At 68.1% G+C, this 25,059-nt stretch carries 26 protein-coding genes; 21 read left to right on the forward strand and 5 right to left on the reverse strand.

Annotation, left to right across the window (positions count from 1 at the left end):
* The first annotated feature begins 34 nt into the window (after positions 1 to 34).
* From AncyloWKF20_RS04710 to AncyloWKF20_RS04735, 6 genes are all read left to right on the forward strand, one after another.
* Entirely contained in the window at positions 35 to 739 is a 705-nt protein-coding gene (locus AncyloWKF20_RS04710; RefSeq protein WP_279316748.1) for an SOS response-associated peptidase family protein, read from the forward strand.
* A 99-nt stretch (positions 740 to 838) separates the two neighbouring features.
* Positions 839 to 1,417: a nucleoside 2-deoxyribosyltransferase gene (locus AncyloWKF20_RS04715; protein WP_279316749.1), complete on the forward strand. Its 579-nt coding sequence runs from the start codon at positions 839 to 841 to the stop codon at positions 1,415 to 1,417.
* A gap of 197 nt (positions 1,418 to 1,614) precedes the next feature.
* Positions 1,615 to 1,857: a hypothetical protein gene (locus AncyloWKF20_RS04720; RefSeq protein ID WP_279316750.1), complete on the forward strand. Its 243-nt coding sequence runs from the start codon at positions 1,615 to 1,617 to the stop codon at positions 1,855 to 1,857.
* A gap of 149 nt (positions 1,858 to 2,006) precedes the next feature.
* Positions 2,007 to 3,266 (forward strand): aminopeptidase, encoded by a 1,260-nt coding sequence (locus tag AncyloWKF20_RS04725; RefSeq protein ID WP_279316751.1) that lies wholly within the window; start codon positions 2,007 to 2,009, stop codon positions 3,264 to 3,266.
* A gap of 97 nt (positions 3,267 to 3,363) precedes the next feature.
* Complete coding sequence (locus tag AncyloWKF20_RS04730; protein ID WP_279316752.1) at positions 3,364 to 5,463, forward strand: flagellar motor protein MotB; 2,100 nt, start codon at positions 3,364 to 3,366, stop codon at positions 5,461 to 5,463.
* A gap of 3 nt (positions 5,464 to 5,466) precedes the next feature.
* Positions 5,467 to 5,601 (forward strand): hypothetical protein, encoded by a 135-nt coding sequence (locus AncyloWKF20_RS04735; RefSeq protein ID WP_279316753.1) that lies wholly within the window; start codon positions 5,467 to 5,469, stop codon positions 5,599 to 5,601.
* Positions 5,602 to 5,723: 122 nt separating this feature from the next.
* On the opposite strand, the gene AncyloWKF20_RS04740 is transcribed toward AncyloWKF20_RS04735, so the two are convergent.
* A complete protein-coding gene (locus AncyloWKF20_RS04740) occupies positions 5,724 to 8,015 on the reverse strand; it encodes a lytic transglycosylase domain-containing protein (RefSeq protein ID WP_279316754.1) in 2,292 nt (763 codons plus the stop codon).
* A gap of 321 nt (positions 8,016 to 8,336) precedes the next feature.
* Here AncyloWKF20_RS04740 and dapA point away from each other — a divergent pair, with 321 nt between their 5' ends.
* Positions 8,337 to 9,227, forward strand: a complete 891-nt coding sequence (gene dapA / locus AncyloWKF20_RS04745) for a 4-hydroxy-tetrahydrodipicolinate synthase (protein ID WP_279316755.1) — start codon at positions 8,337 to 8,339, stop codon at positions 9,225 to 9,227.
* A 40-nt stretch (positions 9,228 to 9,267) separates the two neighbouring features.
* Positions 9,268 to 9,744 carry an SsrA-binding protein SmpB gene (gene smpB, locus AncyloWKF20_RS04750; RefSeq protein WP_279316756.1) on the forward strand — a complete coding sequence of 159 codons (477 nt, stop codon included), beginning with the start codon at positions 9,268 to 9,270 and terminating at the stop codon, positions 9,742 to 9,744.
* 77 nt (positions 9,745 to 9,821) lie between these two features.
* On the opposite strand, the gene efp is transcribed toward smpB, so the two are convergent.
* A complete protein-coding gene (efp, locus tag AncyloWKF20_RS04755) occupies positions 9,822 to 10,391 on the reverse strand; it encodes an elongation factor P (protein ID WP_267582595.1) in 570 nt (189 codons plus the stop codon).
* Positions 10,392 to 10,518: 127 nt separating this feature from the next.
* On the opposite strand from efp, the gene epmA reads away from it, so the two are divergent.
* Entirely contained in the window at positions 10,519 to 11,574 is a 1,056-nt protein-coding gene (gene epmA, locus AncyloWKF20_RS04760) for an EF-P lysine aminoacylase EpmA (RefSeq protein ID WP_279316757.1), read from the forward strand.
* A gap of 3 nt (positions 11,575 to 11,577) precedes the next feature.
* Here epmA and AncyloWKF20_RS04765 read toward each other — a convergent pair whose 3' ends face one another.
* Positions 11,578 to 12,234, reverse strand: a complete 657-nt coding sequence (locus AncyloWKF20_RS04765) for a uracil-DNA glycosylase (protein ID WP_279316758.1) — start codon at positions 12,232 to 12,234, stop codon at positions 11,578 to 11,580.
* Between the two features lie 10 nt (positions 12,235 to 12,244).
* Entirely contained in the window at positions 12,245 to 12,850 is a 606-nt protein-coding gene (locus tag AncyloWKF20_RS04770; RefSeq protein WP_279316759.1) for an NYN domain-containing protein, read from the reverse strand.
* A 267-nt stretch (positions 12,851 to 13,117) separates the two neighbouring features.
* On the opposite strand from AncyloWKF20_RS04770, the gene rpoZ reads away from it, so the two are divergent.
* From rpoZ to recO, 11 genes are all read left to right on the forward strand, one after another.
* Positions 13,118 to 13,507: a DNA-directed RNA polymerase subunit omega gene (gene rpoZ / locus AncyloWKF20_RS04775; RefSeq protein WP_279316760.1), complete on the forward strand. Its 390-nt coding sequence runs from the start codon at positions 13,118 to 13,120 to the stop codon at positions 13,505 to 13,507.
* Positions 13,508 to 13,664: 157 nt separating this feature from the next.
* Positions 13,665 to 15,869 (forward strand): bifunctional (p)ppGpp synthetase/guanosine-3',5'-bis(diphosphate) 3'-pyrophosphohydrolase, encoded by a 2,205-nt coding sequence (locus tag AncyloWKF20_RS04780; RefSeq protein WP_267582590.1) that lies wholly within the window; start codon positions 13,665 to 13,667, stop codon positions 15,867 to 15,869.
* A 67-nt stretch (positions 15,870 to 15,936) separates the two neighbouring features.
* Positions 15,937 to 16,116 (forward strand): CsbD family protein, encoded by a 180-nt coding sequence (locus tag AncyloWKF20_RS04785; protein ID WP_279316761.1) that lies wholly within the window; start codon positions 15,937 to 15,939, stop codon positions 16,114 to 16,116.
* 32 nt (positions 16,117 to 16,148) lie between these two features.
* Positions 16,149 to 16,985 carry a transglutaminase family protein gene (locus AncyloWKF20_RS04790; RefSeq protein WP_279316762.1) on the forward strand — a complete coding sequence of 279 codons (837 nt, stop codon included), beginning with the start codon at positions 16,149 to 16,151 and terminating at the stop codon, positions 16,983 to 16,985.
* An 84-nt stretch (positions 16,986 to 17,069) separates the two neighbouring features.
* Positions 17,070 to 17,663, forward strand: a complete 594-nt coding sequence (pyrE, locus tag AncyloWKF20_RS04795; RefSeq protein ID WP_279316763.1) for an orotate phosphoribosyltransferase — start codon at positions 17,070 to 17,072, stop codon at positions 17,661 to 17,663.
* A 4-nt stretch (positions 17,664 to 17,667) separates the two neighbouring features.
* Positions 17,668 to 18,441, forward strand: coding sequence for a pyridoxine 5'-phosphate synthase (locus tag AncyloWKF20_RS04800; protein WP_279316764.1), 774 nt, complete (start codon positions 17,668 to 17,670; stop codon positions 18,439 to 18,441).
* Positions 18,442 to 18,462: 21 nt separating this feature from the next.
* Positions 18,463 to 18,873: a holo-ACP synthase gene (gene acpS / locus AncyloWKF20_RS04805; protein WP_279316765.1), complete on the forward strand. Its 411-nt coding sequence runs from the start codon at positions 18,463 to 18,465 to the stop codon at positions 18,871 to 18,873.
* 115 nt (positions 18,874 to 18,988) lie between these two features.
* Positions 18,989 to 19,744 (forward strand): signal peptidase I, encoded by a 756-nt coding sequence (gene lepB / locus AncyloWKF20_RS04810; RefSeq protein WP_267582584.1) that lies wholly within the window; start codon positions 18,989 to 18,991, stop codon positions 19,742 to 19,744.
* Positions 19,741 to 20,466: a ribonuclease III gene (rnc, locus tag AncyloWKF20_RS04815; protein WP_279316766.1), complete on the forward strand. Its 726-nt coding sequence runs from the start codon at positions 19,741 to 19,743 to the stop codon at positions 20,464 to 20,466. The genes lepB and rnc overlap by 4 nt, the downstream gene beginning before the upstream one ends.
* Entirely contained in the window at positions 20,463 to 21,407 is a 945-nt protein-coding gene (gene era / locus AncyloWKF20_RS04820; RefSeq protein ID WP_279316767.1) for a GTPase Era, read from the forward strand. The genes rnc and era overlap by 4 nt, the downstream gene beginning before the upstream one ends.
* Before the next feature lie 16 nt (positions 21,408 to 21,423).
* On the forward strand, positions 21,424 to 22,167 hold the full coding sequence (recO, locus tag AncyloWKF20_RS04825) for a DNA repair protein RecO (protein WP_279316768.1): 744 nt from the start codon (positions 21,424 to 21,426) through the stop codon (positions 22,165 to 22,167).
* Here recO and AncyloWKF20_RS04830 read toward each other — a convergent pair.
* Positions 22,148 to 22,438, reverse strand: coding sequence for a hypothetical protein (locus tag AncyloWKF20_RS04830; protein ID WP_279316769.1), 291 nt, complete (start codon positions 22,436 to 22,438; stop codon positions 22,148 to 22,150). The two genes, recO and AncyloWKF20_RS04830, sit on opposite strands and share 20 nt — an antisense overlap.
* A gap of 315 nt (positions 22,439 to 22,753) precedes the next feature.
* On the opposite strand from AncyloWKF20_RS04830, the gene parC reads away from it, so the two are divergent.
* Positions 22,754 to 24,985 carry a DNA topoisomerase IV subunit A gene (gene parC / locus AncyloWKF20_RS04835; protein WP_279316770.1) on the forward strand — a complete coding sequence of 744 codons (2,232 nt, stop codon included), beginning with the start codon at positions 22,754 to 22,756 and terminating at the stop codon, positions 24,983 to 24,985.
* Positions 24,986 to 25,059 lie beyond the last annotated feature (74 nt).

Raw genomic sequence — 25,059 nt, forward strand, 5'->3', positions numbered from 1 at the left:
TGGCCGTCGGTGCCGCGCGGGCTAGCTTTCGGTCATGTGCAATCTCTACAGCCACCGAAGCAATGTTCAGGCGATCGCCGATCTGGTGCGCGGCCTCACGGGCGAGCTCCAGAACGGCGCCGGCAACCTGCCGCCGCAGCCGGGCATCTTCCCGGATTATCCCGCGCCCATCGTGCGGGCACGGGCGGGGCAGGGGGCGGAGCTCGTTCTCGCCCGCTGGGGGATGCCCTCGCCCGCCTTCCTGCTGGAGGGGCGCGGGCGCGATGCCGGCGTGACCAACATTCGCAAGGTCGATTCGCCGCATTGGCGGCCCTGGCTGGCGCCGCAGCATCGCTGCCTTGTGCCCTTCACCAGCTTTTCCGAAAACGCGCTGGTCACGCATGAGCCGGTCTGGTTCGCGCTCGGCGAGGATCGCCCGCTCGCCGTCTTCGCGGGCCTCTGGACGCGCTGGACCGGCGTGCGCAAGGTCAAGGAAGGCCCGGTCACCACGGACCTGTTCGGCTTTCTCACCACCGAGCCCAACGCCGTGGTGGCGCCGGTGCATCCCAAGGCGATGCCGGTGATCCTGACCACGGCGGAGGAACGCGATGTCTGGCTGCGCGCGCCCTGGAGCGAGGCGCGGGCGTTGCAGAGGCCGTTGCCGGACGCCGCGCTGGTCGTGGTGGCGCGCGGGGCGAAGGAGGATCCCCCGCCGGAGGTCGAGCCGGTGCGCGACCTGTTCTCGCTGCTCGGCCCCTGAAGTCGGGGCGGCCGATCCGGGCGCGGGGTTTGCGCGTAGGCGCTGGGCTCGGCTACATCGCGCCGTCGTGGGCGCGATCCGCCCGAAGGGAGTTCGACCATGTCGCTTCGCCTGTACCTCGCGGGCCCGGACGTGTTCAGGCCGGATGCCGCCGAGCGCGGTGCCGCGCTGAAGGCGCTGTGCGCCAGCCTGGGCGTGGAGGGGCTCTACCCGCTCGACGGCACCACGACCGACATTCGCGGGCGCTGCATCGCCATGATCCATGAGGCGGATGCCATCATCGCCGACATCTCGCCGTTTCGCGGCGTCCATATGGACCCCGGCACGGCGTTCGAGATCGGCTATGGCGAGGCGCTCGGCAAGCCGTTCTTCCTGTGGTCGCAAGAGGGGCGCACGCTGACCGAGCGCGTGCCGGCCGATGAGCGCGGACGCGACGCGCAGGGCCATCTGGTCGAGGATTTCGGCAAGCCGGAAAACCTGATGATCGTGCCCGACGGGCAGCGGGTCTGGTCGAGCCCGGCCGAGGCCATTGCCGAGGCGGTCGAGGCGCTGAGCTTCACCAGCAAGAACCGCCAGCTCCAGCGGCAGACCCGCGCGGCGGTGCTGGTGGCGATCGGAGTCAGCCTCATTGTGGCCCTCAGCGCCGGCATGGTGGTGGACTGGCTCGTCGGCTGGTGATCGCCCGCAAAGCCTCGCCGCCGCTGCGTCAGTGTCTCGTCCGGGGCGCTGGAGCCTGCTATCATGGAACCATCCGGCGAGCTCCTGCTTGGGCCTTGTCGGCCGGTCGCCATCATGGCGCCGGTTCCACGCAGGCGAGGGAGACCAGCATGCGCAGGTGGGTTAACGTTGGGCTTGGGATGATGTCGGCGGTTGCGATGACCGCGGGTCTGGGCGGCTCGGCCCAGGCGCTGAAGGCGTATCTGCCGCATATGCAGAACCCCAACATGGAATTTACCGGCCCGTTCGAGGGCGATCTCTACACCCGCACGGACGTGCTGCCGCAGGGACGCCCGTGGTTTCCGTCTCTCGGGCCGAGCTATGGCGCCTATGTCGATCCGTGGTTCGCGCCCAAGGGACAGGTGATCGTGAAGCCGACGGCGCGTCCGGTCACGAAATAGCCCGGAGCGGCGTGGCTTACTCTCCGCGCGGCGGCCCTGGCCCGCCGCGTTCGGGTTCGGCTGCCTTGACGGGGAGGGCATGGGCTCTCTTGAATGGCGCGTGACTCGAATAACGACGAGCCTCACCAGGACGAGTATCGGAGAAGCCCATGACCAAGCACGCTGGCGTCCCCCCGGAAGCCCTCTCGCATGACGAGCGGCTCGACCGGCTCGGCGAAGTGGCGGTGCGCGTGGGCCTCGGGCTGCGTCCCGGCCAGGAACTGGTGATGACCGCCGCCATCGACGCGCTGCCGCTGGTGCGTCGCATCACCGAACATGCCTACAAGGCCGGGGCGAGCCTGGTCACTACCCTGTTCCACGACGATGAAGCCGCGCTGATGCGCTTCCGCAACGCGCCGGATGCGAGCTTCGACCAGGCCAGCGGCTGGCTCTATGAGGGCATGGCCAACGCCTTCAAGAACGGCGCCGCCCGGCTCGCCATTTCCGGCGACAATCCGGCGCTGCTGGCCAATGAAGACCCCGACAAGGTCGCCCGCGCCAACCGCGCGCGCTCCAAGGCCTATATGCCGGCGCTGTCGCTGATCGCCGGCTTCGACATCAACTGGACCATCGTGTCCTATGCCTCGCCCGCCTGGGCCAAGGCGATGTTCCCCGATGATCCCGAGGACATCGCGGTCGCCAAGCTCTGGCACGCCATCTTCGCCGCCTCGCGCGTGGATACGCCGGACCCGGTCGCCGCCTGGGACGCGCATAATGCCGAGCTCAACGCCCGCACCACGCGGCTCAATGCCAGCCGCTACGCGGCGCTGCGCTTCCGCGGGCCGGGCACCGATCTCACCGTCGGCCTTGCCGACGAGCATGAATGGGCCGGCGGCGCCTCCACCGCCAAGAACGGCATCGTCTGCAACGCCAATATCCCGACCGAGGAAGTGTTCACCACGCCTCACAAGGACCGGGTGGACGGCTATGTCGCCAGCACCAAGCCGCTCTCCTATCAGGGCACGCTGATCCAGGACATCGCCGTGCGCTTCGAGGGCGGGCGCATCGTCGAGGCCAAGGCGCGCACCGGCGAGAATGTGCTCAACAAGGTTCTGGAGACCGACGAGGGCGCGCGTCGCCTCGGCGAGGTGGCGCTTGTGCCGCACTCCTCGCCAATCTCCAAGAGCGGTCTTCTGTTCTACAACACGCTCTATGATGAGAACGCCGCCAGCCACATTGCGCTCGGCCAGTCCTATTCCAAATGCTTCATCAACGGCGCCTCGCTGACGCCGGAGGAGCTGGCGGCGCGGGGCGCCAATTCCAGCCTCATCCATATCGACTGGATGATCGGTTCGGGGGAAGTCGACGTCGACGGCATCACGGCCTCCGGGGCGGCCGAGCCGGTGATGCGGGGCGGGGAGTGGGTCTGACGACCCGGTCCACGAAAATGTCTGAGGCGCCTGTCCCTTGCGAGGGATCCCGCGCGCGGCGGGAACGGGGCCGGCGCCTTCAAGGGGGACGTGCGTGATGTGCCGATGGCGGAGCTGGTGGAAGGGGCTGCCGGCCCTTGTGCTGCTGCTCGCGGCCGCCCTGCATTTCGGGCGGGCGCCGATCGAGACGGAACTGACCGACCGTGCCGACCGGCTTCTGGTGGCTATCGGCGAATCCTGGGCCCATGCGAGCTTCGATGGCCGCGACGCGGTGCTGGAAGGCGAGGCGCTGTCCGAGGATGCGCGGGTCAAGGTCCGCGCCGAGCTCGGCCAACTGTTCGGGGTGCGCCTCGTCGAGGACCGCACGACCCTGCTGCCGGAGCGCCGGCCCTTCACCTTCGCCGCGATACGCGACGGCAATAAGCTGAAGCTCGAGGGCTATGTGCCTTCCGCCTATGCGCGCAAGCGCATCATCGAGGCGGCTGAGAAGATGACGCCGGGCGTCGCGCTGAGCGGCGCGAAGGAGCTGGTGCGGGCGCGCGGCGTGCCGGCCGGCGATTTCATCGGCGTGGTGAGCTTCGGCCTCGACCAGCTCGCCAAGATGCAGCGCGGGCGCTTCACCCTCTCGGACGATGCGTTCTCCATCGAGGGCAGGGCGCCGGATTTCACGACCTATGATGAGCTGGAAGTCACCGTGCGCAGCGAATTGCCGGTGGACTTCAAGCTCGCCCGCTTCGCCGTGCTGCCGCCGGCCGTCTCGCCCTTCATGTGGTCGGCGGCACGCGAGCCCGATGGCGTGGTGCTGGACGGCTATATTCCGCTCGGCGATGCCCGCCGCGCGCTGCTCGACATGGTGCGGGCCGCCGTGCCGGGCGCGGCCATCTCCGACCGCCTGCGCCTTGCCGATGGCGCCCCGCCGACCGAGGGCTGGCTGAAGGCCGTGTCCTTCGCGCTGTCCCAGCTCGGGCGGCTGCCGGGCGGCAAGGTCACGCTGTCGGGCACCACCATCATCATCGAGGGCGTCGCGCCCGATTTCGCCGCCTATGACGCGCTGGCCGGCGCCAGGCGCGCCGTGCCGGAGGGCTATACGCTCACCCGCTTCGCGGTCGAACCGCCGACCGTCGCGCCCTTTGTCTGGGGCGTGCAGCGCACCGGCAGCGGCATCCGCCTCACCGGCTATGCGCCCTCCGAGGACGCCAAGCGCCTGCTGCTCGACGCGGTGCGGGCAGGCTTCCCCGGCGTGCCGCTCAGCGACGAGATCCGCATCGCGGCGGGCGGACCGGCGGCGGAGGCGTGGGTGAACGCCACCGTGTTCGGCGTCAGCCAGCTCGCCAAGCTGCGCGCGGGTTCGGTGCGCGGCAAGGACGCGACGCTGGCGATCAGCGGTGAGGCGGTCGATTCGGCGGCTTTCGCCACCGTCGACGCCGCGCTGGCCGGGCCGCTGCCGGGCGGCTTCACGCTGAACCGCGATGTGCGCCCGCCGGTGGTCTCGCCCTATGTGTTCAGCCTGCGCAAGGACGGGCAGGGGCTGACGATCTCCGGCTTCTACCCCGACGCCCAGGCCCATGCCGCGCTGCTGGCGGAAGCCAAGGCGCTGCTGCTCGGCGCGCCGGTCAACGACGTCTCGGCCCTCGCTCAGGGCGCGCCGGCGTCTTTCTCGGCGGCGGTCACCGTGGCGTTGCAGGAGCTTGCCCGCACCAGCGCCGGCGAGGCGCGATTCGACGATTCAAAGCTGCGCTTCACCGGGACGGTGCTCTACCCGGCCGCCATCGAGCAGATCCGCGCCAACCTTACCCAGGCGCTGCCGAAGAGCTTCACGCTCGATCTCGGGCTCGACATCGCCGCGCAGATCATGGCGGGCGACAACACCCAGTGCCAGAAGGCGATCGACGATCTTCTGGCGCGCGGCAGCATCGGCTTCTCGGCGGTAGGCGACGCTATCGCCCCGGCGAGCCGCGGGCTGCTCGACCATGTCGCCGCCGCCGCGCGCGGCTGCCCGGATGCGCTGGTGACCATCCGCGTGGAAGTGCCGGGCGCGACGCCGACCCTTGCTGGCGCGCGGGCCCGGGCTGTCTCGGACTATCTCGCCCATGCCGGCATCGCGGCGGACCGGATCGTCACCGACGGCGCGGCCGCCATGGCGCAGGGCCAGCCCGACGCCGCGCTGCCGGCCGGGCTCCAGCTCATCGTGAGGTAAGTCATGTGGTATCTGACGCTTGAGCTCTGGCCCTATGTCGCCGGCGCCTTCGCCATCGGCGCGGCGACCGGCTGGCTCTCCGGCTGCCACCCGCGCCGGGCAGCGCCCGTCCCCGCCTCCGAAAGCGAGGTGGCGTGATGAGCGAATTCGCGATTGAGGTGACGGCGCTGCTGCTGGTCGCCTATGGGCTGGGCTGCGTCGCCGGCTGCTGGCTGCGGCGCACCCTCGCGCGCCGCAAGGCCGGGATCTGAGGCCAAAGATCAGAGCCGCGAGCCGCGCAGGTCCGCCTCGATCTGCAGCGTGTCGCGTGAGCCGAAGCGCGCCTTGTAGATCTGAGCGTTCTCCATCACCCGCTGCACATAGTTGCGCGTCTCGGAGAAGGGGATGCGCTCCACCCAGTCGATGGGATCGACCGAGGGGTCGCGCGGGTCGCCATAGGCGGCGATCCATTTGGAGACATTGCCCCGCCCGGCATTGTAGCCGGCGAAGGTGAGGACATAATTGTCCTGATAATTGTCGAGCAGCGCGCGCAGCTCGGCGGCGCCGAACTGGACGTTGACCGACGGCACCCGCAGCTGCGCGGGGGCGAAGGCGACACCGGTGCGGTTGGCGATGGTGCGCCCCGTCGCCGGCATCACCTGCATGAGCCCGGTCGCCCCGGCGCTCGACACCGCCGACGGGTTGAACATGCTCTCCTGCCGGGCGATGGCGTAAACGAGCGCGCGGTCCACATCCGTGGTGATCGGCTTGTAGCTGGGGATTCCGATGGTCGGGTACGCCTCGGCTTCCAGCTTGAAGCCGCGGTTGAGGGCGATCTTGCCGACCGTGGTCATGGTGCGCGCATCGCCATCGGCGCGGGCCACTTCCGCCAGCAGCCCGAGCTGGGCGGCGTCCGGCAGGCGCTCGGCGAGGTCATAGGCGAGGGCGAGCTGCAGGCTCGACCGGTCGGTCTTCTGCAGGAGTTTGTAGATCATCACCCCTTCGTCGCGGGCGAAGGCGGCGCGCTGGGCGGCGTTCGCGGTCGGCGCGGCATGGACCTTCACCGTCGGACGGCCGAGGCGGGCGCTGGCGAGCTGGCCGTAATAGGCGGTGCCATACTCGGCGGCGGCCTCGTAATGCTGGCGCGCGCTGGCGGTCGAGCCGAGCGCCTCCCAGGCGCGGCCCTGCCAGTAGAAGCCGCGCGCGATGGTCGCGGGGTGAACCTGATTCTCCGCCACGCGGCTGAAATGGGTGAGGGCGGTCTTGGGATCCTTGAGGAAGCGCAGCGCAATCCAGCCGGCGGTGAATTGGGCTTCCGCGCGCTTGTGATCGTCTTCCGGGAGACCCGCGCCGCTGGCCACCTTGTAGGCCGTGCGGGCGTCACCCTGATCGAGCAGCTCGCGCGCCACCAGACGGCGCTCGGTCCACCATTCATCGGGATCGACCAGAGCGGCCGGATCCTTCGGCACGGCCGACAGGGTGCGCGCCGCCGCCTGATCGTCGCCGGCACGCCGCTGGATCTTGGCGAGCGTGTAGAGATAGGCCGGGTCCGAACGCAGCGAGGCCGGCACGGCGCCGAGTAGTTTCTGCGGGTCGCCATTCTTGGAGAACAGCGCGATGCGGGCCTTGGCGAGCGCGACGACATCGTCGCCGGCGCGCTGGGCGGCGCGCAGGCCACGCTCGGCGTCCTCGGCATAGAGCATCTTGTCGGCGCGGTATTTGTGATCGGCGCGCGTCAGCACGCCGCCGAACTCGGCCATCACCGTCGATTCGACGTCGGAGGACAGCATGTCCTCGCGCCAGGCATCGCGCAGCCAGGCGGCGCCCGCCTTCTGGTCGCCAGCGGCGAACAGGGCGCGGGCGAGCGCGATCTTGCCCTCGCCGGAATAGGGGCGCTGCTCACCGAAGAAGGCGAGGATGGTCTGCGGGTCCTTGTTCTCGACATAGAGCAGATATTCGAGCCGCCGGCGCAGCACCACCGGGGTCGGCAGCGTCGGGTGCGCGCGCAGGATCGCGACCGCGCGGTCGAAACCGACATCGCGGGCGGTGACGCGCAGGGCCAGCCAGCGCACCAGCGCCTGGGCGCCGGGATCGCGCATCGAATCGGCCATGGCGAGCGCGGGCGCGCTCTGCCCCTGCTCGATAAGGGCAATGGCACGCTGGAGGTCCGCCGGCGCGCCGGAAAGCGAGGGCGTCGCCACGGCCGGAGCGGCCAGGGCCGGCACGGCGGCAGCCGCAGCGGCGGCCGGTTTCGCCGAGGGTTTGGCAGCCGTCTTTGCCGCGGGTTTAGCGGCGGGCTTTGCCGCGCTCTTGGCTGCAGGTTTGGCGGCGGGTTTCGCCGCGGTCTTGGGAGCGGGCTTCGCGGCGGGCTTGCTGCTGGTCTTCGCGCCCGGCTTGGCCGGCGGGGCAGGAGGCGTCGGCGTGGAGCTGGCGGCATAGGCGAGGGAGACCGGCATGGCGGAGGCCAGCAGCATGGCCGCGATGACCGGGAGGATCAGCGCGCGACGGCGTGCCGCCCGCCGGAGGCCCGGCTTGCGCGTGCTGTTGGATTCCTGCCGCTTCGTATCGCTCATGGCCGACGAACTCCCGACAAGCGGGGCATGGCCCGCACCGCGTGGCTGGCCCGGCCCGGGCCGCCTCGTTTCCTTTGTCGCGCGATCTTATTGACGAATTGCTAACCACAACCGCCCGCATGAGGGCGTGCCCCGCGCTCTCAGCGGTTGTAGGCGCGCAACCCGGCGAAACGGGGGCAGCGTGGCGCAGCGCCCGATCTTTGCCAAGTATTGCCGCAACAAGGCCCTTCCTTCCGCCACGCCGACGCGATATTCCATGCCCCCTTTGCAGCGCCATGTGGGTTGGCCTGCGACAATATGAGAAGAATTCAGGAGCGCGCCATGGCCCATTCGCTGCCCTTTCGTGGATCCTTCACGGCGTTGGTGACGCCGTTCCGCGATGGTGCGCTGGATGAGAAAGCGTTCCGCGGCCTCGTCGACTGGCAGATCGAAGAAGGCATTCACGGTCTCGTGCCCGTCGGCACGACCGGCGAGAGCCCGACCGTGTCGCATGACGAGCACAAGAAGGTCGTCGAGTGGACCGTCCAGCAGTCCGCCGGCCGCGTGCCGGTGATGGCCGGGGCGGGCTCCAACAACACGATCGAGGCCATCGACCTCGCGCGCCACGCCGAGAAGGCGGGGGCGGACGCCGTGCTGGTGGTGACCCCCTACTACAACAAGCCCGGCCAGGAGGGCCTGTACCAGCACTACAAGGCGATCAACGACGCTATCGGCATTCCGATCTACATCTACAACATCCCCGGCCGCTCGGTGATCGACATGTCCGTCGAGACCATGGCCCGGCTGTTCGAGCTGAAGAACATCGTCGGCGTGAAGGATGCGACCGCCAATCTCGTGCGGGTGAGCCAGCAGCGCCAGGCGATGGGGCCGGGGTTCAACCAGCTCTCGGGCGAGGACGCGACCGCGCTTTCCTTCATGGCGCATGGCGGCCATGGCTGCATCTCGGTCGCCTCGAATGTGGCGCCGAAGCTGTGCTCGGAGCTGCTCAACGCGTGCCTCGCCGGTGATTATGCCAAGGCGCTGGAGTTGCAGGACCGCCTGTTCCCGCTGTTTCAGGCGCTGTTCGTTGAAACCAACCCGAGCCCCACCAAATATGCGCTGAGCGTCCTCGGCAAGATCGCCGACGAGGCGCGCCTGCCGATGGTGCCGGTGAGCGAGGGCACCAAGGAGATCGTCCGTTCGGCCATGCGGCACGCCGGGCTGATCAACTGACGGGACACGGGGCATACGCTCCGGTGTCGGAGCGAGAGTGATGGCCGAGAAAAAGAAAGAGCTGCCGCGCAAAGTGGTCGCGGACAACCGCCGCGCCCGCTTCGATTACGAGATCGGCGAGGTGTTCGAGGCCGGTATCGCGCTCAGCGGCACCGAGGTGAAGAGCCTGCGGGAAGGCAAGGCGACCGTGGCCGAGAGCTATGTCTCGGCCAAGACGGGCGAGGCCATCCTCTACAATTCCTTCATCCCGGAATATCTGCAGGCCAACCGCTTCAACCACGAGCCGCGCCGGCCCCGCAAGCTGCTGCTGCAGAAGCGCCAGATCGCCCGTCTCTGGCAGGCGGTCGAGCGCGAGGGCATGACCGTGGTGCCGCTGAAGATCTATTTCAACGAGCAGGGCCGCGCCAAGGTCGAGATCGCCGTGGCGCGCGGGCGCAAGGCGCATGACAAGCGCGAGGCGCTGAAGGAAAAGGACTGGGCGCGCGACAAGCAGAGGCTGATGCGCAGCCGGGGCTGAGGTCAGTTCGCTAGAGTGGAAAACAAAGAAAAGCCCGGCACTTGGCCGGGCTTTTTGATTCGGTGTGTCAGGACAGGTCAGTCCTTGGCGCGCTCGACATAGGAGCCGTCCGCCGTCATCACGACGATGCGGGTGCCGACGCCGATATGCGGCGGGACGGCCGAGCGCACGCCGTTCGACAGGATGGCGGGCTTGTAGGAGGAGGAGGCGGTCTGGCCCTTCATGGCCGGCTCGGTCTCGGTCACCTCAAGCACCACGCGCTGGGGCAGCTCGATGGCGATGGCGTTGCCCTCATGCACCGACAGCATGACCTGCATGCTCTCCTGCAGATAGGCGGCCTGATCGCCGATCACGTCCTTAGAGACGGCGACCTGGTCGTAATTCTCGGGGTTCATGAAGTGGTAGCCCTCACCGTCCGAATACAAGAAGGTGTAGGGGCGATCCTCGACATGGGCGCGCTCGACCTGCTCGGTGGTGCGGTAGCGCTCGGAGATCTTCACGCCATCGGAGATGCGGCGCATGTCGATCTGCGTCACCGGCGTGCCCTTGCCGGGATGAATGTTCTCGGCGGTGAGCACGACATAGAGCTTGCCGTCGATATCGAGAACGGCGCCCTTGCGCAGCGTGCTGGCGATGACCTTGACCATGGAGGTTCTCTGGCTGTTGGGTGCGCCGCATCGCGCGGAGGCACCGGGGGATTCCATTTGGCGCCTCCTATACAAGCGCGCCCGTCATCCGCCAACCCCGCCGGCGCAACCTCTGCGGAGCGATTCCATGCCTGCCATCCCTTCGGTCGACGCCTCGCCCTGGTGGTCCCCGGATGTGTATGCCGACCGGCGGCCCTTCCTGCTGGCGCGCCAGCGGCTGCAGGGCGCTCTGCGCGGCTTCTTCGCGGCGCGGGATTTCGTCGAGGTCGAAACGCCGATCTTGCAGGTCTCGCCGGGCAACGAGATCCATCTTAAGGCTTTTGCCACCGAGCTGGAGCGACCCGATGGCACGCGCGCGCCGCGCTATCTGCACACCTCGCCCGAGTTCACCGCCAAGAAGCTGCTGGCGGCGGGCGAGCCCCGGCTGTTCACCCTCGCCCGCGTGTTTCGCAATGGCGAGCGCACCGCGCTGCATCACCCGGAATTCACCATGCTGGAATGGTACCGGGCCGGGGAGAGCTATGAGGCGCTGATGGTCGACTGCGCCGCGCTGCTGGCGCTGACCGCTGAGGTGGCGGGCGCGTCCACGGTGCGGTTCGGCGGGGTGAGCTGCGACCTCACCGCTACGCCGGAACGGCTCACCGTGGCGGAGGCCTTCACCCGTCACGCGGGGATCGACCTGATGGCGACGCTCAGCGCCACCGATACCGACCGCGATGCGCTCTCGCACGCGGCGCGCGCGGCCGGCATTCGCGTGGCGGAGGATGATGGCTGGGCGGATGTGTTCACCCGCATCATGGTGGAGAAGGTCGAGCCGGTGCTCGGCATCGGCCGACCGACGATCCTGTGCGAGTACCCGATCTCGGAAGCCGCGCTCGCCCGGCCCAAGCCCGGCGATCCGCGCATCGCCGAGCGCTTCGAGCTCTATGTCTGCGCCGTCGAGCTCGCCAACGCCTTTGGCGAGCTCACCGATGCCGCCGAGCAGCGCCGCCGCTTTGAGGGCTGGATGGACGAGAAGCAGCGGCTTTATGGCGAGCGCTACCCGATCGACGAGGAGTTCCTGGTGGCGCTCGCCCATATGCCGGAAGCCTCCGGCATCGCGCTCGGCTTCGACCGGCTGGCCATGCTGGCGAGCGGGGCGCGGCGCATTGATGAGGTGCTGTGGGCGCCCGTCGCGCCGTGAGGCTTAGCCGAGCGTGTCGACATACGCCCGCACGCGGGCAAACACGGCGTGGAACATCTCGGTGGTGAGCACGCCGGTATTCGTGTTGTAGCGGGAGCAGTGATAGCTATCGAACAGCATCACGTCGCCCAGCCGATGCACCGCGCCATGGGCGAATTTGAAGTGCGATAGCCGGTGCCCATGCGCGGCCAGCACCTGGTCATGGGCGATCTTGCCGAGCGCCACGATGGCGCCGAGCCGGGGAAGCTGGGCGAGGGTGGCGGAGAGGAAGGGACGGCAGGTGCGCATCTCCTCGGTGGTCGGCTTGTTCTCGGGCGGCACGCAGCGCACCGCATTGGTCAGCCGCGCATCGGTCAGGCGCAGCGAATCATCCGGCCGCGCCTCGAACACGCCAGTGGCGAAGCCGAACGTGATGAGCGTCGAATAGAGCAGCTCGCCGGCATAGTCGCCGGTGAAGGGGCGCCCGGTGCGGTTCGCCCCGCGCAGGCCTGGCGCGAGGCCGACGATCAGCAGCCGGCCGTCCTCCCGCCCGAAGGACGGCACGGGCGCGTTGTGCCAGGACGGCTCCGCCGCCCGCCAATGCTCGCGAAAGGCGACGAGGCGCGGGCAGAGCGGGCAGTCGCGCGATGGCTCGGCGGGGCTCGGTTCCGGCAGAGACATGACGGCGACGTCAGTTGTCGCCGGCGTCGTCATCCGGGCCGGGCGGCGTTGCGCGCCGCTCAAGGAAGCGCGGCGGCTCCTGCATGCGGCCGGAGCGCTCGGCCGGATCGCGGCCAACGCGCGCCTGAAGGTCGACGAGGTCGATGAACACATCGGCCTGGCGGCGCAGCTCGTCGGCGATCATGGAGGGCTGGGTGTGCATGGTCGAGACCACGGAGACGCGCACGCCCTTGCGCTGGATGGCTTCCACAAGCGAGCGGAAGTCGCCATCGCCGGAGAACAGCACGATGTGATCGACATGCGACGCCAGCTCCATGGCGCTGACGGCGAGCTCGATGTCCATATTGCCGCGGATGCGCCGGCGGCCCTGGCTGTCGGTGAATTCCCGCGCCGGCTTGGTGACGACGGAGTAGCCATTATAGTCCAGCCAGTCGAGCAGCGGCCGGATCGACGAGTACTCGGTGTCCTCGACCAGCGTGGTGTAATAGAAGGCCCGCAGCACATAGCCGCGCGACTGGAATTCCTTCAGCAACCGCTTGTAATCAATATCGAAACCGAGAGACTTGGTGGCGGAGTAAAGATTGGCGCCGTCAATGAAAAGAGCGATCTTTTCCATAGCTTGAACCATGTGGAGGCAATGCCCGGTCATTTGAAATGGGTGTGACGGATCAGATCGAAGCGGCGGGTTGTTTCGACCCGCTGCCTACACATATCCGATTTGTGGCGAGGTCGGGACGGTCAGCACCGCCGCCGGTGTTTTTCTCCCCGGCCGGGTTCTGGCCGCGCCGCAAACCGCCCGACCTCTGCGTCCCGCTCTTGCCGCCGGGGCCGCATTGGTTTAAGGCACCCGACTTAACCTACACACCGACAGGAGTGCCGAGGCATGGCTCGCGTCACCGTCGAGGATTGCATCGACAAGGTCGACAATCGCTTCGAACTCGTTCTGCTTGCCGGCCACCGCGCCCGCATGATCGCGTCCGGCTCGCCGATCACCATTGATCGCGACAACGACAAGAACCCCGTCGTGGCGCTGCGTGAAATCGCCGACGAGACGATTTCGCCGGAGGATCTCAAGGAAGATCTCATCCACTCGCTCCAGAAGTTCACCGAGGTGGACGAGCCGGAGCCCGAGACGGTGCCGATGATCGCGTCGAGCGCGCATCTGGGCGGCGACGATTCCGACGTCATGCTCGACCGCATGACCGAGGAAGAGCTGCTGGCCGGTCTTCAGGGCCTCGTGCCGCCCGAGCCGAGCGACGACGACGAGGGCTGAGACCCTCGCCAATTTTCTTCGAACGGCCCGGCCCTGTGCCGGGCCGTTTACGTTTCAGCCGCCATGGCACGCGCTGTGGCTTGCTTCAGGCAAGCCGTGCGCCGATATCTAGTACCTAGGGCCCCGCGCCCACCTCATTCTCGCGAGTACCTCTGTCATGATGCGGCAGTACGAGCTCGTCGAGCGCGTCCGCCGGTACAATCCCAATACCGACGAGGCACTGCTTGATCGGGCCTACGTCTATGCGATGCGCGCGCACGGGACGCAGAAGCGTGCCTCGGGCGACCCCTATTTCTCGCATCCGCTCGAAGTCGCCGCGATCCTGACCGACCTGAAGCTGGACGACGCGACCATCGTCGCGGCCCTGCTGCACGACACGATCGAGGATACCGACACCACCCGCGACGAGATCGACCGCATCTTCGGGGCGCAGATCGGCGCGCTGGTCGAGGGCCTCACCAAGATCAAGAAGCTGGACCTCGTCTCCAAGCAGGCGAAGCAGGCGGAAAATCTGCGCAAGCTGCTGCTTGCCATCGCCGACGATGTGCGCGTCCTGCTGGTCAAGCTCGCCGACCGCCTGCACAACATGCGCACCCTCAAATGGGTGCCGGAGGAAAAGCGGTCGCGGGTCGCGCAGGAAACGCTCGACATCTACGCCCCGCTCGCCGGCCGCATGGGCATGCACGACATGCGCGAGGAGCTGGAGGATCTGTCCTTTCGCCAGCTTTCGCCGGAAGCCTATGAGTCGATCCGCAGCCGCCTGCAGGCGCTGAAGGAGAGCAATGGCGAGCTGGTCGCCGCCATTGAGCGCGAGCTGACCGAGGCAGTGACGCAGAAGGGCATCGTGGCCAATGTGAAGGGGCGCGAGAAACGGCCCTATTCGATCTGGCGCAAGATGGAGACCAAGGCGGTCGCCTTCGAGCAGCTCTCGGACATTTACGGCTTCCGCATCCTCGTCGAGACGCTGGAGCAGTGCTATGGCGCGCTCGGCATCGTCCACACCAAGTGGCCGCTCGTGCCGGGCCGCTTCAAGGACTACATCTCAACGCCGAAGCAGAACGACTACCGCTCGATCCACACCACCGTCGTCGGCCCCGGTCGCCAGCGCGTCGAGCTGCAGATCCGCACCCGGCAGATGCATGAGATTGCCGAGTACGGCATCGCGGCGCATGCGCTCTACAAGGATGCGAGCGGCGTCGGCGATCCGATGACGCGCGATTCCAGCGCCTATGCCTGGCTGCGCCGCACCATCGAGCTGCTGGCGGAAGGTTCGAGCCCCGAGGAATTCCTCGAGCATACCAAGCTCGAACTGTTCCACGACCAGGTGTTCTGCTTCACCCCCAAGGGCCGCCTCATCACCCTGCCGCGCCGGGCGACGCCCATCGACTTCGCCTATGCCGTGCATACCGGTGTCGGTGACCGCGCCGTGGGCGCCAAGGTCAATGGCCGGGTCTCGCCGCTGGTCTCCGAGCTGCACAATGGCGACGAGGTGGAGATCATCACCGCCGCCGGGCAGACGCCGCCGGCGGCGTGGGAATCCATCGTTGTCACCGGCAAGGCGCGGGCGGCCATTCGCCGGGCGACACGGGCGGCGGTGCGCGCGCAATATGCCGGGCTGGGCAAGAAGATCGTTGAGCGCGCCTTCGCGCGGGCCGGCAAGGTGTTCTCCGAGGAAAAGCTCGCCGGCGCCGTCGGCCGGCTGGCCCGCACCTCGCTGGAGGACGTGTTCGCCGCCGTCGGGCGCAGCGAGATCCGCGCCGACGACGTGGTGAAGTCGCTGCACCCGGAATGGACCGGCCCCCGGCCGGAGGAGCGTGCCGCGCCGCAGGGCGAGGGCTGGTTCGAGCTCGACAAGGGCCAGAGCCTCAAATTCAAGATTCCCGGCAGCGAGGGCGATCCCGATCCGGCAACCGTCATCCCGATCCGCGGCATCAACCGCGAGCTGCCGGTGCGCTTCGCGCCCAATGGCGGCGCGGTGCCGGGCGACCGCATCGTCGGCATCCTCTCGCCGGGCGAGGGGATCACCATTTACCCGATCCAGTCGCCGGCGTTGCAGGATTTCGAGGAGGAGCCCGAACGCTGGCTCGACGTGCGCTGGGATGTGGAAGGCGACAACCCGCAGCGCTTCCCGGTGCAGATTGTCGTCGTCGCCACCAACGAGCCGGGCTCGCTGGCGCAGATCGCGCAGGTCATCGGCGAGCGGGACGGCAATATCGACAATGTCCGCATGTCCTCCCGCTCGGCGGACTTCACGCGCATCGTCATCGATATCGGCGTCTACGATCTGCGCCATCTCAACGGCATCATCGCCGATCTGCGCGCGCGCGCCGTCGTCTCCAGCGTGGAGCGGGTGAACGGCTGACCGGAACCGCCCGTGGGGTCTCGCGTTGTCCCGGCATGTGAAAGCCGACAATGCGAGGAGAGGCGGTATGGCGGAACGCACCAAGGGAGCTCTGCTCATCCTGTCCGGGGGCGCGCGTGAACTCTGGGGACGCGTGATGCGCGACCGGGAGACCGCGCTTCATGGGCGCTGCGAGCAGCTCGCCGGACGCGCGGCCATTGCCTGCGCCCGGGCCCGGCTTTCCATCCGCACCGCTCAGACTATCTGAGTTCCGCTCACGACTAGCGACGGAGAGCCGCCATGCGGATCCGCTACGGCTACCGGCTTGCGCTGGAATGCAACGTGCCGACCCCCGCGAGCTTCGCGATCGATGTTCACCCCGACCGCCGGGGTGATGTCGTGGTCGAATCGCCCATCGTGATGCGCACGCAGGACGGCCGGAATGTGCCGCATGCCCGTGCGCTCGACCTATTCGGCAATGTGCGGCGTCGCGCCGTGCTGCCGCCGGGCCGCACGGTCATCGAACATCACGGCGTGATCGAGGACAGCGGCGCGCATGAGCCGGTGATGCCGGCCGCCCGTCAGGTGCCGGTGGCCGATCTTCCCGAGGAGGCGATGGGCTTCCTGCTGCCCAGCCGCTATTGCGAGAGCGATTTGCTCGGGCCGGAGGCGTGGAGCCGTTTCGCCGGTGTTCCCGAAGGCTGGCAGCGCGTGCAGGCGATCTGCGACTTCGTCCACACCCATATCCGCTTCGGCTATGGCTTCGCGGACAACACCCGCACCGCCAGCGGCGGCCTGCGCGACGGGCGCGGCGTGTGCCGCGACTTCGCCCATCTCGCCATCACCCTGTGCCGGGCCATGAACATTCCCGCCCGCTACTGCACCGGCTATCTCGGCGATATCGGCGTGCCGCACGATCCCGCGCCGATGGATTTCAGCGCGTGGTTCGAGGCCTATCTCGACGGGCGCTGGTACAGCTTCGACGCCCGCCACAACATTCCCCGGATCGGGCGCATCGTCATGGCGCGCGGGCGCGACGCGGCGGATGTGCCGATTGTCTCCACCTTCGGCCCTCATGGTCTCGCCGTGTTCGAGGTGTGGACCGAGGAACTCGGCGCCGAACGCGCAGCTGCCTAGCAGCCGTTGCAGGCGGCAACCGGTGACGTCCGGGGGCGGATCGGTTATCACGGCCGGACGTTCAACGACTTCCGGGCAGCTGAGATGACACAAGACGAGGTTCTGGCCGAATTCCGCGACGCCGGCGCGCTGCTGCACGGGCACTTCATCCTGTCATCCGGCCTGCGCAGCCCGGTGTTCCTGCAGAAGATGTTCATCTTCCAGGATCCCGTGCGCACCGCGCGGCTGTGCCGGGCGCTGGCCGAGAAGGCCGAGGCGGCCTTCGGCAAGATCGACTATGTCGTCTCTCCCGCCGTCGGCGGCATCGTTCCCGGCTATGAAACCGCGCGCCAGCTCGGCGCCAAGGCGGTGTTCGTCGAGCGCGAGGACGGCAAGTTCCAGCTCCGTCGCGGCTTTACGATCCCCGAGGACGCCAAGGTGCTGATGGTCGAGGACATCGTCACTACCGGTCTGTCCTCGCGCGAATGCCTCGCCTCCATCGCCGACCACACCAAGAACGTCGTCGGTGCCGCGTGCCTGATCGACCGCTCCAACGGCAAGGCCGATCTCGGCGTGAAGCTGGTGGCGCTCTGCAAGCTCGATATCCCCGCCTATCCCGCCGACGCGCTGCCGCCGGAACTCGCGGCGCTGCCGCCGGTGAAGCCGGGCAGCCGCGCCATTCAGGGCGTGAAGGGTTGAACCGATGACCCGCATCGTGCCGCCGCTGCGCCTCGGCGTGAACATCGACCATGTCGCGACCGTGCGGAACGCGCGCGGCGGGGCGCTGCCCGATCCGGTGCGGGCGGCTCAGCTCGCCTGCGCGGCCGGGGCGGATGGAATCACCGCCCATCTGCGCGAGGATCGTCGCCATATCCGCGATGCCGACATGCGCCGGCTGCGCGAGACCCTGCTGGTGCCGCTCAATTTCGAGATGGCGGCGACCGAGGAGATGGTCGCGCTCGCCCTTGAGCTCACCCCGCACGCCTGCTGCCTGGTGCCGGAGCGCCGCGAGGAGCGCACCACCGAGGGCGGGCTGGACGTGATCGGCGGCGGCATCGACCTTGCCCGCAAGGTCGAACGACTCGCTAAGGCCGGCATCCGCGTCTCGCTCTTCGTCGCGCCGGATGAGGATCAGATCGCCCGTGCCGCCGATATCGGTGCGGCGGTGATCGAGCTGCACACCGGTGCGTGGTGCGACCTTCTCACCGAGGGCAAGGCGACCGAGGCCGCCGCCGAGTTCGGCCGGCTGGTCGCGGCGGCCGGGCAGGGGACGCGCTTCGGGCTGGAAATCCACGCCGGGCACGGCCTCGACTACCGGACGGCGGAGACCATCGCCGGCGTTACTGAAGTCCGCGAGCTCAATATCGGTCATTTCCTCATTGGCGAGGCGATTTTCGACGGTCTTGAGCTCGCGGTGCGGCGGATGCGCGAGGCGATGGCGCGCGGGCGTGCCGTTGCTCACCCGGCAGCGGCGTGAGGCCGGCATGATGAGGTCCGCATGATCCTTGGCATAGGCTCCGACATCACCGACGCCCGGCGCGTGGCCGAAGTTCTCGAACGGCACGGCGAGCGCTTTCTCGAGCGCGTCTTCACGCCCGTGGAGCGGGCAAAGTCCGAGCGTCGCGCCCGGCGCGTCGAGAGCTACGCCAAGCGCTTCGCCGCCAAGGAAGCCTGCGCCAAGGCGCTCGGCACCGGCCTCGCCCAAGGGGTGTTCTGGCGCGACATGGGCGTGGTGAACCTGCCCTCCGGTCGCCCGACCATGGAACTGACCGGCGGCGCTCGCGCCCGGCTCGACGCCATGACCCCGCCGGGCTTCGAGGCGCGGATCGACCTGACCATCACCGATGACGGCCCGATCGCCCAGGCCTTCGTCATTATCAGCGCCGTGCCCAAGGCGGCGGGCGCCTGACGGCGCGGCACCTCGTGCGATCGTGACCGCGCCGCGTTGCCGCGGCACGCCCGAGCGGCTATAGAGCCCACGGCCCGGCGGGCGGCACAGGCCGCGCCGCGCAGCGGAAAGCGACATGACCTCGACCACCGAACCGAAGAAGCAGGAAGGCGGCCTTGGCGAAACCGTCAAGGTTATCCTCCAGGCGTTCCTGATCGCCATCCTGATCCGCACCTTCCTGTTCCAGCCCTTCAACATTCCGTCGGGGTCGATGAAGGAGACGCTGCTGGTCGGCGACTATCTCTTCGTCTCGAAGTTCAGCTACGGCTATAGCCGCTTCTCCTTCCCCTTCTCGCCGCCGCTCTATAGCGGCCGGCTGCTCGGCTCGACGCCGAACCGGGGCGATGTGGTGGTGTTCAAGCTGCCGCGCGACGAGACGACCGATTACATCAAGCGCGTGATCGGCCTGCCCGGCGACGAGATCCAGATGATCGACGGCGTGCTGAACATCAACGGCCAGCCGGTGAAGCGCGAGGATGCGGGCTACTGGATGGACGATGAGGGCGGCGGGCGCGTGCAGCGCGTGAAGCGCTGGCTGGAAACCCTGCCCAATGGGGTGAGCTACTACACGCTCGATCTCGTCGAGAACGGCTTCTACGACAACACGCCGGTCTACAAGGTGCCGCCGGACCATTATTTCATGATGGGCGACAACCGCGACAACTCCACGGACAGCCGCGTGCTCAGCCAGGTCGGCTATGTGCCCTATGACAATCTGATCGGCCGCGCCCAGATGATCTTCTTCTCGGTCAAGGAAGGGGATGCCGCGTGGCAGTTCTGGAAATGGCCGTGGACGGTCCGCTGGGATCGCCTGTTCTCCTTCGTGCGATGAGCCGCGGTACCCGCCAGGGGCCCCCAATCGACACGGCGAGCCTGGCGCCGCTTGAGGAAAGCCTCGGTCACAGCTTCAACGACCGCGCGCACCTGCTTCTCGCCCTGACCCATATCAGCGCGGTCACCGGCGCGCAGGGCGCGCGCGCTCGCGTGCGCTCCTACCAGCGGCTGGAGTTCCTCGGCGACCATGTGCTGGGGCTCGTTGTCTCCGACATGCTCTACCGCGCCTTCCCCAATGCGGAGGAAGGCGAGCTGTCGCGCCGGCTCGCGGATCTCGTCTGCGAGGATAGCTGCGCCGCCGTCGCCCGCGTGATGGACATCGCGCCGCATATCCGTCTCGGCGCCGGCGAGGACCGGGCGGGCGGGCGCGAGCGCGCCGCCATTCTCGCCGACATCGCCGAGGCGGTGCTGGCGGCGGTCTATCTCGATGGCGGTTACGCGGCGGCGGTCGATCTGGTGGAGCGCTTCTGGCGCCCGCGCCTGCAGATGCCCGGCGGCTCGGCGCGCGACCCGAAGACCGCGCTGCAGGAATGGGCGCAGGCGCGCGGCCTGCCGCCGCCCACCTACCGGCTGGTGGATCGCTCCGGTCCGGACCATAATCCCCAATTCCGCATTGCCGTGGAGCTTCCCGGTTTCACCGCCGTCGAGGCTGCGGGCTCCTCCAAGCAGATTGCGCAGAAGGCCGCTGCCTTGGCCTTTCTCGAACAGGTTGATTCATGAACTATACCGCGGATGACGGCATTGCCGCCTCGCAGACGCCCGCTACCACACGCTGCGGCTTTGTCGCGCTGATCGGCGCGCCCAATGCCGGCAAGTCGACGCTGACCAATGCTTTGGTCGGCTCGAAGGTGTCCATCGTCTCGCACAAGGTGCAGACCACGCGCTCGCTGGTGCGCGGCATCGCGCTGGAAGGGCCGACGCAGATCATCCTCGTCGACACGCCCGGCATCTTCGCGCCCAAGCGGCGGCTGGAGAAGGCGATGGTCCGCTCGGCCTGGAGCGGTGCGGGCGACGCCGACGCCATCGTGCTGCTGATCGACGCCCGCGCGGGCCTGACCGAAGAGGTCGAGGCCATCATCAACGGGCTCGCCAATGTGAAGCGGCCGCGCGCGATCCTGCTCAACAAGATCGACCTGGTGAAGCGCGACACGCTGCTGGAACTCGCCGCGGCGATTTCCGCGCGGATCAGTTTCGATCGGCTGTTCATGGTCTCGGCGCTGACCGGCGACGGCCTCACCGAGCTGCGCGACTGGCTGGCGCAGACGCTGCCCTTCGGCCCCTGGCTCTACCCCGAGGACCAGATCTCCGACGCGCCGATGCGGATGCTGGCGGCGGAGATCACCCGCGAGAAGCTGTTCCATCGCCTGCATGAGGAACTGCCTTACCGCTCTACGGTCGAGACCGACTCCTGGCAGGAGCGCAAGGACGGCTCGGTGCGGATCGAGCAGACGATCTTCGTCGAGCGCGAGAGCCAGCGGAAGATCGTGCTCGGCAAGGGCGGCGAGACCATCAAGGCGATTTCGACCGGCGCGCGCAAGGAATTGACCGGGATTCTCGAACAGCCCGTTCACCTGTTCCTGTTCGTGAAGGTACGCGAGAACTGGGCCGACGACCCGGAGCGCTACCGCGAAATGGGCCTCGAATTCCCGAGCGCCGACTAAAGCCGGCCCTGCGCCCATGGAATGGACCGACGAGGGCATCATCCTGGGCGTGAGACGGCATGGCGAGGCCAATGCCATCGTCGAGCTGATGACCGCCGGCCACGGGCGCCATCTCGGCGTCGTGCGCGGCGGCGGCTCGCGGCGGCAGGCGGCCAGTCTCCAGCAGGGCAACAGCGTGCGGGCCGTCTGGCGCGCGCGCCTCGACGAGCATCTCGGCACCTTCACGCTGGAGGTGACGGAGGCCCGCGCCGCCGGGGTGATGGGCGCGGCCCATGCGGCCTTCGGCTTCGCGCATATGGCGGCGCTGCTGCGCCTGCTGCCCGAGCGCGACCCGCACCCGGACCTCCACGCGGCGCTCTCGACCTTTACCGAGCATCTCCAGCACCCGGCCTTGGTCGGCATGATGATCGCCCGCTTCGAGCTGATGATGCTGGCGGAACTCGGCTTCGGGCTCGATCTCGCCTCCTGCGCGGCGACGGGCGGGCGCAACGACCTGCTCTATGTCTCGCCGAAATCCGGCCGGGCGGTCAGCCGCGATGCCGGCGAACCCTGGCGAGCGCAGCTCTTCGACCTGCCGTACTTCCTCGTCGCGGAAGTGGCCGAGCCGCCGCAGCCGGACGATCTTCAGGCGGCCTTCCGCCTTACCGGCCATTTCCTCCAGCAGCGCGTGCTCGATCCGCGCGGGCTCAAGCTGGCGGATGCCCGCGAGTCGCTGCTCGCCATCCTCGCCCGCGCACCGGTCAGTCGAGCGGGACGGTGAAGCCCGGATCGGCGTAGTAGCGGCCGTTCGAGAAATAGCGGCGGCTGACCCAGACCGGCAGGCATACGGGTGCCTGCAGGGCCACCAGCCGTCCCGCCCGGTCGCGCCGCATGAACATCCGCTCCCGGCACACATTCTGCCAGGCGACGTTGGTCACCTGCGGTCCATCCGCATCGCCCATGTCTACCGGCACGGCCGGAAAGGCCCGCGCCGGGGCGCTGAAAGCAAGGCACGCTGCAGCGGCCGCGATGACGATGGCGTATCGTCTCATGGCGTCCTCCCACTTTTCTTATGGGCCCATTTTACCGCCCGGCAGGGTTAAAGGCGAGAAATTGGGGATAATTTTGAAATATCGTTTGCTGATAGGGACGAAACCGACATCGAAACCGCTGATCCTGCGGCTGCACCTATGTACCTGCCGAAGCAGAGAAATGGCTGGAAACAAAGCGAAACCAACCGCGCGTCACAGGTCATGCGTGCCTGCGGCATTACGTCGCATCTGAGGGGGCGGCCTGACGGGCAATAGGCTTGGGGAGATCCGCGTTCCTGTCTTGTTCCCGTTGCCTCCACCCTGTACCTAGGAGCCATGGGAGAAGGACCGATTCCGACGGATAGCGGTGCGATCGAGCCGATCGGGCTGAAGGCGGCGCTTGAGGAGCGCTACCTCGCCTATGCGCTCTCCACCATCATGCACCGCGCCTTGCCGGACGCGCGCGACGGCCTGAAGCCGGTGCATCGGCGTATTCTCTACGGCATGCGCCTGCTGCGGCTCGATCCCGGCGGCGGCTTCCGCAAGAGCGCGAAGATCGTCGGCGACGTGATGGGCTCGTTCCATCCGCACGGCAACATGGCGATCTATGACGCCATGGTCCGCCTCGCGCAGGATTTCTCCCAGCGTTACCCGCTGGTCGACGGGCAGGGCAATTTCGGCAATATCGACGGCGATAACGCCGCCGCCGAGCGCTACACCGAGGCGCGGCTGACCGAGGTCGCCCGGCTGATCCTCGACGGCATCGACGAGGACTCGGTCGATTTCCGCCCGAACTATGACGGCACGACGGAAGAGCCCGTCGTCATGCCCGGCGCCTTCCCTAACCTGCTGGCCAACGGCTCCACCGGCATCGCCGTCGGTATGGCCACCTCGATCCCGCCGCACAACGCGGCCGAGCTGATCGACGCCAGCCTGCACCTCATCGACAACCCGAACGCGACGACCGACGATCTGCTGCGCTTCGTGAAGGGGCCAGACTTCCCGACCGGCGGCGTCATCATCGAGACGCCCTCGTCGATCGCCGACGCCTATGCCACCGGCCGCGGCGGTTTCCGCCTGCGCGCCCGCTGGCACAAGGAAGAGACCGGGCGCGGCACCTATCTGATCGTCGTGACGGAAATCCCCTATGGGGTGCCGAAGTCGCGGCTGGTCGAGAAGATCGCGGATCTGCTCAACGAAAAGAAGATCCCGCTGCTCGCCGATGTGCGCGACGAGTCCGCCGAGGATGTGCGCCTGATCCTCGAGCCGCGCGCGCGCAATGTCGACGCGGAGCTGCTGATGGAGAGCCTGTTCCGGCTCACCGAGCTGGAAATCCGCTTCCCGCTCAACATGAATGTTCTGGTCGGCGGCCAGGTGCCGAAGGTCGTTAGCCTGCTCGAAGCGCTGCGCGAGTGGATCGACCACCGCCGCGACGTGCTCCAGCGCCGCTCGCGCTTCCGGCTGACCCAAATCGAGCACCGGCTCGAGGTGCTCGGCGGCTACCTCATCGCCTATCTCAACCTTGATGAGGTGATCCGCATCATCCGCGAGGAGGATGAGCCGAAGGTCGAGCTGATGCGGCGCTTCGCGCTCAGCGACGTGCAGGCCGAGGCGATCCTCAACATGCGCCTGCGCTCGCTGCGCAAGCTCGAGGAGTTCGAGATCCGTAAAGAGCATGACGCGCTCTCCAAGGAGAAGGACGGGCTGGAAAAGCTGCTCGGCTCGGAGGCGCGGCAGTGGAAGGCGGTCGCCGGCCAGCTGGCCAAGGTGCGTGAGGCCTTCGGGCCCGATACCGACATCGGCCGCCGCCGCACCGGCTTCGGCGAGGCCGCCGCCCATGACGCGGATGCGGTGATCGAGGCGCTGGTCGAGCGCGAGCCGATCACCGTCGTCGTCTCCGATAAGGGCTGGATCCGCGCGCTGAAGGGCCATGTCGCCGATCTGGCGGCGCTGACCTTCAAGGGCGACGACAAGTTGAAGCTCAGCTTCTTCACCGAGACGACAGCCAAGCTCCTGGTCTTCGCCACCAATGGCCGCTTCTACACGCTGGACGCTTCCAAGCTGCCCGGCGGGCGCGGCCATGGCGAGCCGTTGCGCCTGTCCATCGAGCTCGAGCAGGATGCCGACATCGTCGACGTGCTGCCCTATCAGAGTGGGCGCAAGCTGCTGGTCGCGGCCAAGGAAGGGCGCGGCTTCCTCGTCGCCGAGGATGATTGTGTCGCCAATACCCGCAAGGGCAAGCAGGTGCTCGGCGTCGACGCGCAGGACGCCTGCAAGGTCATACCGGCGGTTGGCGACACGGTGGCGGTGATCGGCGAGAACCGCAAGCTACTGGTCTTCCCGCTGGCGCAGATCCCCGAGATGACGCGCGGGCGCGGCGTAAGGCTGCAGCGCTACAAGGACGGGGCGATGAGCGACGTGAAGGTGTTCAAGGCCGCCGACGGGCTGACCTGGACCGACACGTCCGGCCGCACCTGGACGGTGGCGGACCTCACCGAATGGCGCGGCGAGCGCGCCAGCGCCGGGCGCCTGCCGCCCAAGGGCTTCCCCCGCAACAACAAGTTCTGAGCCGAACCGCCGCCTTCGCGTCGCGAACCGGCATCGCTTAACGACAAAAGCCGCCGTCCGAGGACGGCGGCTTT

It is taken from the genome of Ancylobacter sp. WKF20 (assembly GCF_029760895.1).
Taxonomy (GTDB): Bacteria; Pseudomonadota; Alphaproteobacteria; order Rhizobiales; family Xanthobacteraceae; genus Ancylobacter.

What these genes read in the sequence shown, in the direction of transcription:
- AncyloWKF20_RS04785 (WP_279316761.1), top strand. Translation starts at nt 15,937, where the DNA reads ATGGCGGAACGCACCAAGGGAGCTCTGCTCATCCTGTCCGGGGGCGCG.
- AncyloWKF20_RS04830 (WP_279316769.1), bottom strand. Translation starts at nt 22,438, where the DNA reads ATGAGACGATACGCCATCGTCATCGCGGCCGCTGCAGCGTGCCTTGCT.
- rpoZ (WP_279316760.1), top strand. Translation starts at nt 13,118, where the DNA reads ATGGCTCGCGTCACCGTCGAGGATTGCATCGACAAGGTCGACAATCGC.
- recO (WP_279316768.1), top strand. Translation starts at nt 21,424, where the DNA reads ATGGAATGGACCGACGAGGGCATCATCCTGGGCGTGAGACGGCATGGC.
- AncyloWKF20_RS04720 (WP_279316750.1), top strand. Translation starts at nt 1,615, where the DNA reads ATGACCGCGGGTCTGGGCGGCTCGGCCCAGGCGCTGAAGGCGTATCTG.
- pyrE (WP_279316763.1), top strand. Translation starts at nt 17,070, where the DNA reads ATGACACAAGACGAGGTTCTGGCCGAATTCCGCGACGCCGGCGCGCTG.
- era (WP_279316767.1), top strand. Translation starts at nt 20,463, where the DNA reads ATGAACTATACCGCGGATGACGGCATTGCCGCCTCGCAGACGCCCGCT.
- rnc (WP_279316766.1), top strand. Translation starts at nt 19,741, where the DNA reads ATGAGCCGCGGTACCCGCCAGGGGCCCCCAATCGACACGGCGAGCCTG.
- parC (WP_279316770.1), top strand. Translation starts at nt 22,754, where the DNA reads ATGGGAGAAGGACCGATTCCGACGGATAGCGGTGCGATCGAGCCGATC.
- efp (WP_267582595.1), bottom strand. Translation starts at nt 10,391, where the DNA reads ATGGTCAAGGTCATCGCCAGCACGCTGCGCAAGGGCGCCGTTCTCGAT.
- acpS (WP_279316765.1), top strand. Translation starts at nt 18,463, where the DNA reads ATGATCCTTGGCATAGGCTCCGACATCACCGACGCCCGGCGCGTGGCC.
- smpB (WP_279316756.1), top strand. Translation starts at nt 9,268, where the DNA reads ATGGCCGAGAAAAAGAAAGAGCTGCCGCGCAAAGTGGTCGCGGACAAC.
- dapA (WP_279316755.1), top strand. Translation starts at nt 8,337, where the DNA reads ATGGCCCATTCGCTGCCCTTTCGTGGATCCTTCACGGCGTTGGTGACG.
- AncyloWKF20_RS04710 (WP_279316748.1), top strand. Translation starts at nt 35, where the DNA reads ATGTGCAATCTCTACAGCCACCGAAGCAATGTTCAGGCGATCGCCGAT.
- AncyloWKF20_RS04730 (WP_279316752.1), top strand. Translation starts at nt 3,364, where the DNA reads ATGTGCCGATGGCGGAGCTGGTGGAAGGGGCTGCCGGCCCTTGTGCTG.
- AncyloWKF20_RS04715 (WP_279316749.1), top strand. Translation starts at nt 839, where the DNA reads ATGTCGCTTCGCCTGTACCTCGCGGGCCCGGACGTGTTCAGGCCGGAT.
- lepB (WP_267582584.1), top strand. Translation starts at nt 18,989, where the DNA reads ATGACCTCGACCACCGAACCGAAGAAGCAGGAAGGCGGCCTTGGCGAA.
- AncyloWKF20_RS04780 (WP_267582590.1), top strand. Translation starts at nt 13,665, where the DNA reads ATGATGCGGCAGTACGAGCTCGTCGAGCGCGTCCGCCGGTACAATCCC.
- AncyloWKF20_RS04800 (WP_279316764.1), top strand. Translation starts at nt 17,668, where the DNA reads ATGACCCGCATCGTGCCGCCGCTGCGCCTCGGCGTGAACATCGACCAT.
- AncyloWKF20_RS04740 (WP_279316754.1), bottom strand. Translation starts at nt 8,015, where the DNA reads ATGAGCGATACGAAGCGGCAGGAATCCAACAGCACGCGCAAGCCGGGC.
- AncyloWKF20_RS04770 (WP_279316759.1), bottom strand. Translation starts at nt 12,850, where the DNA reads ATGGAAAAGATCGCTCTTTTCATTGACGGCGCCAATCTTTACTCCGCC.
- epmA (WP_279316757.1), top strand. Translation starts at nt 10,519, where the DNA reads ATGCCTGCCATCCCTTCGGTCGACGCCTCGCCCTGGTGGTCCCCGGAT.
- AncyloWKF20_RS04725 (WP_279316751.1), top strand. Translation starts at nt 2,007, where the DNA reads ATGACCAAGCACGCTGGCGTCCCCCCGGAAGCCCTCTCGCATGACGAG.
- AncyloWKF20_RS04790 (WP_279316762.1), top strand. Translation starts at nt 16,149, where the DNA reads ATGCGGATCCGCTACGGCTACCGGCTTGCGCTGGAATGCAACGTGCCG.
- AncyloWKF20_RS04735 (WP_279316753.1), top strand. Translation starts at nt 5,467, where the DNA reads ATGTGGTATCTGACGCTTGAGCTCTGGCCCTATGTCGCCGGCGCCTTC.
- AncyloWKF20_RS04765 (WP_279316758.1), bottom strand. Translation starts at nt 12,234, where the DNA reads ATGTCTCTGCCGGAACCGAGCCCCGCCGAGCCATCGCGCGACTGCCCG.